This is a genomic window from Eikenella sp. NML120348, assembly GCF_001648435.1.
Taxonomy (GTDB): Bacteria; Pseudomonadota; Gammaproteobacteria; order Burkholderiales; family Neisseriaceae; genus Eikenella; species Eikenella exigua.
The window spans coordinates 19292-32544 of record NZ_LXSP01000002.1; the positions used below are offsets into that span (position 1 = coordinate 19292).

Annotated in this window: 10 protein-coding genes; 2 read left to right on the forward strand and 8 right to left on the reverse strand. The window is 59.1% G+C overall.

The annotated features are described in order from the left end of the window. Positions 1-140: 140 nt before the first annotated feature. Entirely contained in the window at positions 141-275 is a 135-nt protein-coding gene (locus A7P99_RS10560; protein ID WP_255361288.1) for a hypothetical protein, read from the reverse strand. On the opposite strand from A7P99_RS10560, the gene waaA reads away from it, so the two are divergent. After that, a complete protein-coding gene (gene waaA / locus A7P99_RS03340; protein WP_067448399.1) occupies positions 274-1542 on the forward strand; it encodes a lipid IV(A) 3-deoxy-D-manno-octulosonic acid transferase in 1269 nt (422 codons plus the stop codon). The two genes, A7P99_RS10560 and waaA, sit on opposite strands and share 2 nt — an antisense overlap. A gap of 144 nt (positions 1543-1686) precedes the next feature. Here the strand turns inward: waaA and A7P99_RS03345 are convergent, their stop codons facing one another. Beyond that, positions 1687-5580, reverse strand: a complete 3894-nt coding sequence (locus A7P99_RS03345) for a translocation/assembly module TamB domain-containing protein (RefSeq protein ID WP_067686478.1) — start codon at positions 5578-5580, stop codon at positions 1687-1689. Next, the gene (locus tag A7P99_RS03350) at positions 5581-7422 is read right to left on the reverse strand and encodes an autotransporter assembly complex family protein (RefSeq protein ID WP_067528084.1); all 1842 of its coding nucleotides are present in this window, start codon (positions 7420-7422) and stop codon (positions 5581-5583) included. A gap of 391 nt (positions 7423-7813) precedes the next feature. On the opposite strand from A7P99_RS03350, the gene sstT reads away from it, so the two are divergent. Then, positions 7814-9055: a serine/threonine transporter SstT gene (gene sstT / locus A7P99_RS03355; RefSeq protein ID WP_067686480.1), complete on the forward strand. Its 1242-nt coding sequence runs from the start codon at positions 7814-7816 to the stop codon at positions 9053-9055. Between the two features lie 77 nt (positions 9056-9132). Here sstT and speD read toward each other — a convergent pair whose 3' ends face one another. The 5 genes from speD to A7P99_RS03380 form a co-directional block, all read right to left on the reverse strand. Beyond that, positions 9133-9486 carry an adenosylmethionine decarboxylase gene (gene speD, locus A7P99_RS03360; protein WP_067442389.1) on the reverse strand — a complete coding sequence of 118 codons (354 nt, stop codon included), beginning with the start codon at positions 9484-9486 and terminating at the stop codon, positions 9133-9135. A 152-nt stretch (positions 9487-9638) separates the two neighbouring features. Beyond that, positions 9639-11198 (reverse strand): DUF4178 domain-containing protein, encoded by a 1560-nt coding sequence (locus A7P99_RS03365; RefSeq protein WP_082881520.1) that lies wholly within the window; start codon positions 11196-11198, stop codon positions 9639-9641. Positions 11199-11207: 9 nt separating this feature from the next. Then, a complete protein-coding gene (locus A7P99_RS03370; protein WP_067686482.1) occupies positions 11208-11564 on the reverse strand; it encodes a hypothetical protein in 357 nt (118 codons plus the stop codon). A 92-nt stretch (positions 11565-11656) separates the two neighbouring features. After that, positions 11657-12697 (reverse strand): SPFH domain-containing protein, encoded by a 1041-nt coding sequence (locus A7P99_RS03375; protein WP_067686696.1) that lies wholly within the window; start codon positions 12695-12697, stop codon positions 11657-11659. 141 nt (positions 12698-12838) lie between these two features. Continuing rightward, a complete protein-coding gene (locus tag A7P99_RS03380) occupies positions 12839-13237 on the reverse strand; it encodes a DUF350 domain-containing protein (protein WP_067442383.1) in 399 nt (132 codons plus the stop codon). Positions 13238-13253: the final 16 nt, after the last annotated feature.

Below are 13253 nucleotides of genomic sequence, written 5' to 3' on the forward strand. Positions count from 1 at the left end.
TGACCTTTCTGTATCACTGTGAGGCTACCTGAAATGTTAGCTCCGCAGAAACTCAGCTGCCTTTGGAAACCTCGTTTTCAGGTAACCTCATCCACGCAATAACAAAGGCTACCTGAAAACACCGGCCGTAGCGTTATATTTCACTTCACCAAATTCATTTTTTCAGGTAGCCTCCAAACTACCCCCAAGCTACCTGAAAGCGTAAGCTTCGGCGCAGCTAAAATAATGTCTTGGCGCAGCCAAGGCTGAATCTCTGCAAAAACAAACCATCCCATGCTCCCCGCCCTCTACCGCCTGCTTACCCGCCTCCTCGGCCGCCCGCTGGCCCGCCACCTGCTCGCCAAGCGCAGCCGCCGCTCTCCCGACTATCTGCTGCATCAAGGCGAGCGTTTCGGCAAGCCGCTGGATAATCCCGTGCAACACGCCATTTGGGTGCACGCCGTGTCCGTGGGCGAAACCCGTGCTGCCGTGCCGCTGGTGCAGGCTTTGCGCCGCCGTTTTCCCGATGCCCCGCTGCTGCTCACGCAAATGACGCCCACCGGCCGCGCCACCGCCGAGAGCCTGTTTCCCGATGCCCAATGCCGCTACCTGCCCTACGACCACCCGGCTTGGACAGCCGCCTTCCTCGCCCAGCATAAGCCGCGTTTCGGCATCATCATGGAAACCGAAATCTGGCCAAACCTGCTGGCCGCCTGCCGCGCGGCCAATCTGCCCGTGTTCCTGGCCAACGCCCGCCTCTCCAAGCAATCCGCGCAGGGCTACCGCCGCTGGCCGTCCCTGTTCGCCCCCGCCCTGCAATCCTTCCGACGCGTGCTCGCCCAAACCGAAGCCGATGCCGAACGCCTGCGCGGCATCGGTGCGGGAAACGTGCTGGTGTGCGGCAACACCAAATACGACATCGCCCCGCCCGCAGCCATGCGCGAGTTGGCCGCGGCATTTAAGCAACGCATCGGCAGCCGCCCCGTTGTGGTGTGCGCCAGCACGCGTTTTCATCAAAACCAAGACGAAGCGCTGCTGCTGCTGCAAGAGTGGCGGCAGTATCAAGGCGATGCGCTTTTAGTAATCGTACCGCGCCATCCCGAACGCTTCGATGTCGTGGCCGAAGGCGCGGCGGCGCTCGGCCTGCGCGTGCAGCGGCGCAGCGACGAAGCCGCCGTGCGCCCCGAAACGCAAGTGTGGCTGGGCGACAGCATGGGCGAGCTGTTCGCCTACTATCTGGCCGCCGATCTGGCCTTTGTGGGCGGCAGCCTGGTGGACACCGGCTGCCAAAACATCATCGAACCCATCGCCTGCGGCAAACCCGCCCTGTTCGGCTATTCCACCTACAACTTCGCCGCCGCCTGCGCGGGCGCATTGGCTGCCGGCGCCGCGCTTCAGGTAGCCACTCCCGCCGAATGGTATGCCGCCGTACAACGCTGGCTGGCCAACCCCGCCGAACGCGAACGCTTCTCCGCCCAAGCCGCCGGTTTTATCCAAGCCCACCAAGGCGCGAGCGAGCGGATTGCCGAAGCCATATGCACGGCCTTGGATGAGGTTACCTGAAAACGAGGTTTCCGAAGGAAGCCGGGTTTCTACAAAGCTAAAATGTGAGCTTCAACGCCGTTCAAACGGGCAACGCAAATTTCTGCACAACCAAACATCCAGCCAAGCCAAAACTTTGTAGCGGCAGCTTGGTCGAATGGCGCGCTAATCGAAGCGGATGGTGTAGCGCACTTCACCGCCCACAGAGTCAGTGCCCACGCGGCTGATGGCCTGTAGAGTGCTGTTGATCTGCCAGATCAGCTTCACGGCCTGGTTAGCGCTGGTTACGCTGTATTCGTAGCCCAGATAGAGCTCGTTGGTGATGCGCTTGCCGAAGGTGATGACTTGTTCGGCGGGGTTGAGCTCGCCGGTTTGGGTGTTGCGGGTGCGGCGGGTGGTCATGCCGAAGTCGTCGAGGAGGCCGATTTTGTCGTTGATGTTGCCGGCCAGGAAGGCGCCGGCGGCGGCCACGGTGGCTTCGTCGCTTTCGTTGCCGCTGCTGGCACGGCCGAGGATGAGCCAGGAGAGTTTGTCTTTGTCGCTCATCGGCTCGTTGGAGACGAGGCTCACGCGCGGGTTGTCGAGGCTGCCGAGCACTTCCACGCCGGCGCCCACGGGAGAGTATTTGCGGGTGGCGCGCAGGTTGAGGTTGGGCGAGGCGATGGGGCCGACGAAGGAGATGTGGCCTTTATTGATGACGAGGTCTTGGCCGTAGGCTTTGTATTGGCCGCGCACGATGTTTACGGTGCCCACGGCGCGCACGTTCTCTTTGGGTTTGGCGCTGAGAGTGAGCTTGCCGCCGAGCAACACATCCAGCCCTTGGCCGCTGAAGCGGAAGTTGTCGTTCAAGTCGAGGGTGAGGTTCATCTCGATGGGGGTGGCGGTGCTGGTGTCGGCGGGTTTTTCTTCGCCGAGCACCACCACGTCGTCATCGAGCCCGGGCATGCTGGATTTTTGGAAGCCGAAGTGGCCGCTATCCACTTTGAGCTCGCCGTTGAGCGCCATGCCGCGCCCGGGGTTGTAGAGCAGTTGGCTGTTGCCGCTGAGGGTGAGCTTGCGGTTGGGGTTGTCGAGGATGGGGTAGCGGGTGAACTGGGCGTTTACGTCTACATCGGGGGTGGTGCCGGTGAGGTTGACGCGGCCTTTAAGTTCGACGCTGCCGTCTTTGCGGGTGAATTTGAGCGAGTCGATTACCCAGTCGCGGCCTTGGAAGCGGGAGCTGAGGCTGCCGTTATCCAAAATCACGCCGGTGTTGCGGTCGCGGTAGTAGAGGTTTTTGCCGGTGGCGGTGCCGTTGAGGCGGGGCTCGCCCACGTTGCCGGACACGGTGGTGTCGATGGCGAGCGCGCCTTTGGCACTCATGCCGCCGGGCAGGAGGTTGCGGATGGCGTCGAGCTCGGGGATGTCGAGTTTCAGGTAGCCATTGATCGGAGCTTGGCTGATGGCGTTGCCAAACTGCTGGCTCACGGCCACGGAGGCGTCGAGCGTGCCGTAGCGGGTTTTGCCGGTGAGGCGGTTGTCGATGCGGCCGCTTTGGAAGCGGGTGTCGAGCACGAGGTTGCTCAAGCCCAGCGCCTGCTGGCGATAGGGGATAACCACGTCGCCGGATTGCTGGGTGAGTTTCAGGTAGCCTGTGGCATCGCGGCTGTAGCGCAAGTCCCAATCGCCGGCCACCACGAGCTGCAGCTTGACAGATTTGTCGTCTTTGCCCAGGCCGATCAGGTTGTCCAGCTCTTGCAGGTGCAGGTTGGTGGCGTTGCCTTTGCTGCTGATGCCGCTTTGTTTTTCCCACACGAAATTGTGCAGGTTGAGGCTGCCGCCCATGGCTGCCCAGCGGGCGTTGTCGAGACGCACGCGTTTGGCGCCGGCTTCGATTTGGATGGGGTTGAGCAGCTTGAGGTTGAAGGCGCCGCCGATGTCGAGCTGGCCGATGCGGCCGTTCCACTGCTGTTCGTTGTTCAGCCCGCCGTTGGCGGCCAGATTGAGACGGAAGGGCTTGCCGCTGAGGCTGAGGCTGCTGTTGCCGGTGATGCTGTGGCTTTTGCCGCTGCCGTTGGCGTTGAGGTTGATGTTGTCGATTTGGGTGCTGCCGATGTGGATTTTCCGGCCGTCGAGCTTGATGTTGAGCGGCTGGTTGAGGTCGGGCGAGCCTTTGAGGTCGAAATCGAGGTGGTCGATGCGCACGGCGTTTTGCACGGCAAGGCTGTCGGCGTGGCCGTGCAGGTCGGCAGTAAGCTTGGCGGGGTCGCCGGAGAGGAAACCTTGGGCTTTCAGGTAGCCTGTGAGGCCGAAGCCGAAGAGATTGAGGTTGGGCGCGTCGATGTCGAGATTAAGGCGGTCGCCTGCCTTACCGAAGCTGCCGTCGGCGTGGATGCGGTTGCGGCCGAGCAAAAGGTGGAGGTCGGCTTTGGGCAGGTGGTCGTTTTGATAGCGCAAATCGGCCTTACCGGCGAGGGGGGCGCCGGAGAGCTGGCTGTTTTGCCAATCGAGCAGGAGGTGCAAATCGGGGGTTTGGCCGAGGCTGCCGTCGAGCTTCACGCTGCCGTTCACGCTGCCTTGCGGCAAATCGGCCAGCACGGCGGCGGGGTTGAAGCGGGTGCTGTTAACGCGGGCGGTGATTTTGCGGCCTTGGAAGAGCTCGAGCAGGGCTTCGCCTTGCATTTCGCCGCCGTTTGCGGGGGTGATTTTCACTTGTTGCAGACTGATGCTGCGCTGGCGGTTGGTTTTGTCGGTGAGCAGCTGGAAGGTGCCGCTGGTGGCGGTTTGGCCGGCTTTAAGCTGCCAATCGGCCTGCGGGCTGCCGAGGCTACCTGAAAGCTTGATGTCGCCGTCTAGGCTGAGGTCGAGCTTTTGTTTGAGGATGTCTTGCAGTTTGAATTGCTGCACGGCGGCATCTACGGCCATGTTTTGGTTGGCGCTGTCGATGTTGCCGTTGAAAGTGATGCGGCCGCCGGCGGCCAGCTCGGTATCGACATTGTCCAGATGCAGTTTGCCGCTGGTGTCCACTTTGAGTTTGCCGTTGATGCCGGCTACGGGGATGCCGTTGCCGTTGATGGGCGCGGGGGCTTGGTTGCGCACTTCGAGCAGGCCGGCGAGGGTATCGGCTTCTTCGGCGGGATTGAGCGCGAGGTTGAACACCAAATCGGCAGTGGGCAGGGAGGGATCGAACCATGCGGGGTTGATTTGACGGCCGTCGATGTTGAGGTTGACGATTTTGCGGTTGAGCAGCGGCTCGAAGGGACGCAGTTTACCGTTTACGGCAAAGTGGGAATCACCGTTGTCCAGCTGGACGAGCAGCTCGGGGTTTTGCAGGCTGCCGTTCATGGCCACGGCGCTGTCGGCCTGTTTGCCGTCCAGCTCGCCGCTGCCCACGATTTGGCCGTCGAGCTTGAAGGGGGTGGCGGTGTTGAGTGTGGTACTACCGCTGAAATTATGCCAGGGCAGGCGCAGGGAAACGATGTTGAGCTTGTGGTTTTGGTGGTCGAACTGGTAGCTGACCGCGCCGGATTCCACCACCGGGTTGTTGCTTTTGCCCAGCAGGATGCGGCCGACTTCGATTTTCTCGATCTGTACGCCCAAGGGCAAATCCACGCTTTCAGGTAGCTTCATCGGCGGGCGGTCTTCTTTGGGCGGGATGGGTTTGCTGATGATTCGGATATCGCCGGCGGCCAGGCGGTTGACGTGCAGCTGCCGGTGCCACAATTCATTAGGCTGCCATTGCAGCGCCACGCTGCTGATGTCTAAATCGGTACCCTCGGTGGCTACCTGAATGCCGCTGCCTTGAAAGCCGCGCCACAGGCTGCCGTTCAATTCCTTCACGCTGATGTTCACACCGAACCAGGAGGGGATTTTGGTGATGCCGAAGCGCAGGCCGGATTCGGTGCCCACCAGCCACACCACGGCTGCCACCAGAAGCGTGAGCAGCAGCAAAAAGGCGGAAAGCAGGCGGCGCAGCCAGCGGCGGCGCGGCTTCTTCGGCGGAGTGTTGCCGGCAGCGGCTTCATTTTCAGCTTCGGGCGGCAGGGTGTCGGAATCAACGGGTAGGGCGGTGTCGGTCATTTAGAATCGGGTTCCCAGGCTGATGTGCCAGCGCAGTTTGCGGTCTTGGTGGCCGTAGGCCAAATCGAAGGAGAAGGGGGCAATCGGGCTAAACCAGCGCAGGCCGACGCCGCTGCCGTGATGCCAGTTCATGTTGGTGAAGTTGTGGCTCACCGAGCCCATATCGTGAAACAGCGCCAACGCGAAGTTTTTGCCGATCGGTTTTTGATATTCGAAGCTGGCCACGGCCAGGGCGCGGTCGGGCAGCACGGAATTATTCGGGCCTTTCAGGCCGATACTGTCTTGCTCGTAGCCGCGCACGCTGTTGGCGCCGCCGCTTCGGAACAGCAATACGGAGGGCACATCCAAATCTTGGTTGGAATGGGTGTAGCCCAGTTCACCGCGCGCGATGAAGGTGCCGATGTTTTTGTGTTCTTCAGGCGTGAAATAGTAGCCGGCGCGGCCGTGCACGCGCTGCACCACGGCGGACGAGCCGAGCGAGCCGACGGTGGAACCTACCTTGCCTTCCAAATAATAGCCGTTGGCCGGACGCAGCAGGGTTTCGATGTTTTGGCGGCGCCAGGCGGCAGTGAGCATCAGCACATTGCTGCGGCCGAAGTCGGGGCCGCCCACAACGCGACGTGATTCGGTGATGTATTCCAGCCCGAAACGCGCTTCGATGCCGTCGCGGTCGCGCACGCGCCAGATGCCGGATTGGAGGGTGTTTTTATCCAGCTTCTGCGTGGTGGAGCTGTCGTAGGCGATGTTGCCCGTCCAATACCAGCCGTTGCTGTTGCGCGGCTGGCTCAGGCCGATGCTGGCGCTTTTTTCGTAGCGGTTTACGTCGGTGGCGCCGGCAAACACATAGCCTCGGTTGAACACATTGTAGTGTTCGTAGCCCAGGCGGATGCCGGGGCCGTCTTTGGAATCGTAGCGCAGGCCGATGTCGAACTTCTGGCGCGGCACTTCGCTCACCGACACCAACAGCGGTACACGGTCGTTCACCATTTTGGAAAAATCAGCCTCCACCTGCGCGCGGCTGTAGTGGCTGTCTTGTTCCAGCGCCTGCTGGTAATCCAGGATTTTGTCGAAATCGTAGGGTTCGCCGGGCTTGAACTGTGCCATGCCGGTAATCACCGAGGCGGGGTAACGTTCGTTGCCGCTCACTTGAATATCGCCGAAATACACCGGCTGTTTGCTGTCCACGCTCACGGCGAGCACGGCTTGGCTGGTTTGCGGATTAATGGTGGCGCGGCTTTCAGTGAGCAAGGCCAGCGGGTATTTATAGCGGCGCACGGCGGAGAGAACCGCATCTTTGCTGCTGCTCCATTCGCTGTTCACAAACGGCTGGCCCACCGGCAAGGCCCAGTTGGCTATGGCGCGTTTGTAGTAGTTGGCCAGCTCGGCGTCTTCCAACACTTTACCCACAATCGACACTTCCACATTACTCACCCGCGTGCGCGGCCCGGGTTTTATCGTGATGCGCCAACCGCGGCCATGCGGGGCTACCTGAATATCAGCGCGGAAATAGCCTTGCGAACGCACAATCTGTTTGATTTCGTCCGGCGCTTCCTCGGCCAGAAACTGCATTTGTTCATAATCAATATCCGCGTCCGGCTCGGTTTGGCGGTTGATAATAGAAAGATGCTCGCGCAAAAGTGCGGCCAAATCGGCAGGCGCATTGATGGAAATGGGGAAAGGCAGTTTGTTTGGATTAACCGTGGTGGGCTGCTCGATTGATTCTTTTTCTTTATTTTTTTGCACCGAATTAGCAGCCGCCTCTCCTGCCTTGCCGTCGGCACGGGCGGGCAGGCTCAGCAGCAAGGCGGCAATTACGGCAAAGGGAAACAGAGGGGTTTTCATGGGCAATCTGCAATCGGTAAACATCAAGCCGGTGTGTGTGCGGCAAACTACCGCATATTAGCATTTTTGCCTTACGTTTTATAGTAAAGGCAGGCAAAAGAAAGCCAGCCGGCTAAGGCTACCTGAAAGGGATGGTTGAGTTTGATTATCCAAACGGTCTGTTATTGTGTGTTTCAGGTAGCCTCTATCTGCTCAAAGGCTACCTGAAAAACTCGCTCTCCCCGCCACAGGCAGCTTGTGCAGGCAGTTTCTGTTGGTAAATATTTGTGCTGATACGTTCGTTTGTGTTAAACTGGGCTCCTTTTTTCACCCAGAACCATAGCTGAAGCGAGCCGATACACTAGAAAACAATGGGCTTTAGCTATAACAATCACACAATCTAGGGATTCATATGCAAAACAACACTCAAAGGAAAAGCCCGTTCGGCCTTTTCAGCAGCCTGGGGCTGGTAACGCAGATTGCCATCGGTCTCGTGCTCGGCATTTTGGTAGGCGTACTGGCGCGCAACACCACTGCCGCCGGGGCGGTGGTGGAAGTAGGCGTGATTTTGGGCAGCCTGTTTGTGGGCACGCTCAAAGCTGTGGCACCGATTTTGGTGTTTGCTCTGGTAACTTCCGCCATCTCGCAGCACCGTAGCGGCAACCCCACCAATATCCGCCCGATTTTGGTGCTGTATCTGGTGAACACGTTTGCTGCCTCGGTAGTGGCCGTGGGTGCGAGCTTCCTGTTCCCCTCGCAGCTGCTGCTCAGCGGCGTGGAAGCGGCCAGCAATGAAGCGCCCACCAGCATTGGCGAAGTGATGCGCCACCTGCTGATGAACCTGGTTTCCAATCCGATTCAGGCACTGGCCAATGCCAACTACATCGGCATCCTCGCCTGGGCGTTGGTGCTCGGCACGGCTTTCCGCCAAGCTAGCGAGCAAACCCGCACACTGATCAACGACGTGGCCGAAGCCATTTCCAAAGTGGTGCGCGGCATCATCCGCTTTGCCCCCTTGGGCATTTTCGGGCTGGTGTTGGTCACCATCGTGAAAGAAGGTTTCGATAAACTGGGCTTCTATCTGCACCTGTTGGCCGTATTGCTGGGCGCGATGCTGTTTGTGGCACTGGTGGTGAACCCCATCATCGTGTTCGCCCAAACCCGTCGCAATCCTTTCCCGCTGGTGTTTACCTGCCTGCGCGAAAGCGGCGTAACCGCCTTCTTTACCCGTTCTTCCGCTGCCAACATTCCCGTGAATATGGCTTTGGCGAAAAAACTCGGTTTGCATGAAGACACCTATTCCGTATCCATCCCGCTGGGTGCTTCCATCAACATGGCTGGTGCCGCCATCACTATTACTGTGCTCACCTTGGCCGCAGTGCACACCTTGGGTATCACCGTGGATTTCTGGACGGCTCTGCTCTTAAGCGCGATTGCCGCCATCGGCGCCTGCGGTGCATCTGGCGTGGCCGGCGGCTCGCTGCTGCTGATTCCCATGGCCTGCAGCCTGTTCAACATCCCCAACGACATCGCCATGCAGGTGGTGGGGGTGGGCTTCATCATCGGCGTGATTCAAGACTCTGCCGAAACCGCCCTTAATTCCTCCACCGACGTGCTTTTTACCGCTGCCGTGGATCAGTCAAACAAACGCTGATTGTTTGGATTAAGAGCTAAATAAGAAAGGCTACCTGAAAATTTTCAGGTAGCCTTTCCCATCTATCTGCCGCAAACCTATAACTCACTACCGCGCGGATGGGTTTGCCAAACGCTGTGTTCAGCTTCCAGGGCGTGTTGCAGTGTTTCTTTTGCTGCTTCAGGCCGCAGGTGGCCGCAGAGGAAGATATCGATGGCGGCGAAACCGTGTTCGGGCCAGGTGTGGATGCTGAGGTGGGATTCGGCCAAGAGCAGCACGCCAGTTACACCACCTTCGCCACCAAAGGTGTGGAAACGGCTTTCGAGTACGGTGGCGCCGATGTGGTGGGCGGTGTGCTCCAATGCGGTTTTCAGGTAGCCTTCGTTGCGCAGCAATTCAGGCGGGCAGCCGTATAAGTCAAGCAGACCGTGGCTGCCGGGGCTGTGGCTCATTTATGCCATCCAGAAGAATAGCCACCACCCACGCGCGAGCCGTTGTAGGAACGGTTGCTGCCGCTGCTGCCCATGAAGCTGTAGTTGTAAAAGGTGCTGACCAGCATAGCTATGATGCTGAAAATCAAATAAGTATTTCTCGACATTTTGTTTCACTCATCTTCATCGTCGTCATCGCCACTGAACACATTGCCGCGTTTCCCCAGGAAATACAGCACCATCACCGACAGCATGGCGGCAAGGGATACATCTTCTTCTGAAGCCAGCATATTCAACCACGCCGGCACGTTGATGATGACAAACACTATTATAAGCAGCAGCATCAGCCCGTTCGACGGACGGTCCGCATGCATATTGGTGCTGTATTGCGGAGTATCGTTCTCGATACCGAACCAGCTAAACACGGTACGGTAGGGAACGGTGGTGCTTTGGCTCCAGGCGGCTTCGTGCCGGTTGCATTCGGCGCAGAGTTTGCCGTTGCTGTTGAGGCGGTAGTCGCTGTAGAAATCCACATCACCTTGGCGGATGTGCCAGTAAAACGCGCCGGCAGCGAAAACCACGCGGCCGCCATAATCGTAGAGTTTGGGTAGGCCTTGCGGCTGGAACAAATCGCCATACAGGCGCGGCCACACATTGAGCGTTTCCGACACGCTCCATTCACCGTCACCGCTTTCCACCAGCCACATAAAGCCGGCCTGCGGCTCGAAGAGCAGGTATTCCGTCCAACGCCCGACGGGCACGATGCCGAGCGGCTTTTGGCCGAACATCAGGTTGAACGCATCTTCCGGCTCCAGTTCGTCTTTACGCACCGCGCCGATGAGGGTGTAGGTGCGGTTGTTAATGCGGGCTTCCGAGCCGATTTTCAGGGTGAACGCATAGGTTTGCGCATCGCGCCTATTATTGGCTTCTAGCAATTCCAGCTTGCCTTCTGCCGCATCCAAACCGCTGCCGCAGCTGGGGCAGAGGATGGAAGGCGTGAGGCCGGTAATCCATTGGACGGGCGAGCCGCAGTTCGGGCAACTTTCGGCCTGGCGTGTGCCTTTTAGCCGACCTGCGCTATCGGCCACCTGCTCGCTGCTACGAATGTTGGCGAGTTGTAAGTCGGCCAGCCTCACTCCCTGCCCGATAAAGATTTCGGGCGGCGATTCGGCATAATCCAGTGTGAGGAAGGCTTGCTCGCAGCGCCAGTCGGCCACTTGGTTTTTCATCTGCGGCGGCACGGCAAAAGGCAGCTCGCCCTGTGCGGCGGCCTGCTCCAGCACAATATCACGCACGTCGGCCGCCCAGAAGCGTTTGTTGCGGTACACCAAGTTGCTGCGGCCGGCCACTAAGCTGGAAAAATCGGGGATTTCCTGCAAGGGCTCGGCAGCGGGCAGGGTGAATACGTATTGGTCGTCCGATTCGGAGAGCCAACCGTTGCTGCCGTCGTCAAACTGTACATACCACTCATTCCACATGCCGGCATCGTATTTGGCCTGCAGGCGGCCGATGATGGAAAACGGGCGGTTGGCGAATGTGCCGGTCGTGCCGATTTGCAGCGGGCTAAAGTCTTCCAAAAGGGCAGAATCGCGGCCGCTGTTGATAATGTCTTCGCCCTGGCACACCAAGAGGCTGTGGCAGAAACCACACACCAGCGTAACCACCGTGGCCGAATGCGCGTGCACGGGCGCGCCGCAGCTGGGGCAGTCGGCTTTGAAGAAGGGTTCGCTCATGATGGGTTCCTAAAGGGCGGGCAGTTTGGCGGCAAATTTAGCAGCAATCTCGGCGGCCGTTAAATCGAAGCTGTCGCACAAACGGGCATAATCACGGCTGGCTAATTGGGCAACGGTTTTCAGGTAGCCTGCAAACTCCAGAAAGATAGGCTGGTTTTGCGGCGTAAGGCAGAAAATGCCGTTAATTTGATGCGAATCGCGGAGGCAGTTCACCACGGCGCTGAACGCATCCCAATCGGCGGCAGCCTGCTCCGGCGCAACAGCCTGCAAGTTGGCAATGGTTTGCAATTCCTCTGCAAAATCGAGAATGGTGGGTCGGCTTTGCAGATGTTTGGCGATGACTTGTACGGGGTTTGTGGTTGGCATGATGGTGAGATTTGGCTTTCAGGTAGCCTTTAAGCCGTGTTTGAGGCTACCTGAAAGCTTACGGATGATGATTTTCAGGTAGCCTCAGCTGATCAACCAATCAGCTGCTTGAGCACTTCGGCTTTAGCCTTCTCGTAGTCTTCGACTGAAATCAGGTTGCCGTCGAGCAGGGTTTTGAGTTTGGCCAGCTTGGCTTGCGGGTCTTCGGCGGCAGGAGCAGCCGGAGCAGCAGGCTGGGCAGCTGGAGCGGGCGCGGCTTGGGCAGGCTGTTGGGGCTGCGTCATGCCGCTCATGGCACCGGCCATGGCCTGACCGATACCTGCACCCACACCGAAACCGGCGCCGAGACCGGCGATGCCGCCTTCGTTTTGCGCGGCCATCGAAATGGCAGTAGCGGTTTGGTATTGGGTGAATTTGCCCATGTCGCCGATGATGCCCATCGACATTTTGCTGTCCAGCACTTTTTGCACGTTTTCGGGCAGGCTCACGCTTTCTACGGTGAAGTTTTCCAGCGTGAGACCGAGCTTGACAAACTCAGGCAGCAGCAGCTCGTTCATTTTCTGCGACAGCAGCACTTGGTTGGCGGCCATATCGAGGAACGGGATGCCAGAGGTGCCGAAGGCGGCGGCCAGCTGGGTCATGGCGAGGTTGCGCAGCTGCTGTTCGAGCTGCTCGCCGCTGTAGGAGGCGCCCACGCCGGTAACTTCGCGGAAGAAGGCGGCGGGATCGCTGATGCGGTAGGCATACATGCCGAAGGAGCGCAGCTGGATCACGCCGAAATCGGCATCGCGCACGGTAACCGGCTGGGAAGTGCCCCAGCGGCGGGCGAGTTGCTGGCGGGTGTTGAAGAAGTAAACGTCGGATTTGAAGGGCGACTGGAATAATTTATCCCAGTTTTTCAGGTTGGTGAGGATGGGCAGGGTTTGGGTGGTGAGCGTGTAGCGGCCGGGCTGGAACACGTCGGCGGCTTTGCCTTCGTCCACAAACAGGGCGGCCTGCGCCTCGCGCACGGTGAGGCTGGCGCCGTTTTGGATTTCCTGGTCGGCCACGGGGAAGCGCCACATCAGCAGCCCTTCTTCGGGATTCGGCCATTCGATAACGTCGATAAACTGCTTCTTGATGAAATTGCCCAGCATGGGGATTCCTTTCTTGATTAGGATAAGGGGAAGGCTACCTGAAAACGAGGTTTCCGCAGGAAGCTAAGTTTCTGCGAAGCTAAAATGGGACAAATTTCTGTGAAACGAAATTTCAGGTAGCCTGTTGTGCATGCGTTATTACGCCAAACAGGCGGCGTTGAGCAGCCCCACCGCCACGGAAATCACGGCACAGAGCGTGCCCACGGCCACGTTATTGCCGGCCAGCTCGGCAGCGGAATCAGGCACGAGGCGGGTGGCGGCGAAATACACCACAATCTGAATCGCCGCAGCAGCCCAACCCCAAAGCACGAAATCCAAAAGCCCAACGCTGTGGGCGATGCTGGAGGCCAAAGGCAGGCAGAAGCCGATGAGCGCGCCGCCGAAGGAAAGGGCGCAGGCCAAGTTGCCGTTTTTAATCAGCTTCAATTCGTCGGCCGGGGTGATGCGCAGATACACGGCGGCGAACAGCGCGGTCATACCCAGGCCCACGGCCAGGTATTGCAGATACGACAGATATTGTTGCAGGGAAATGCTCATGGGTTGCCTTTGTAAT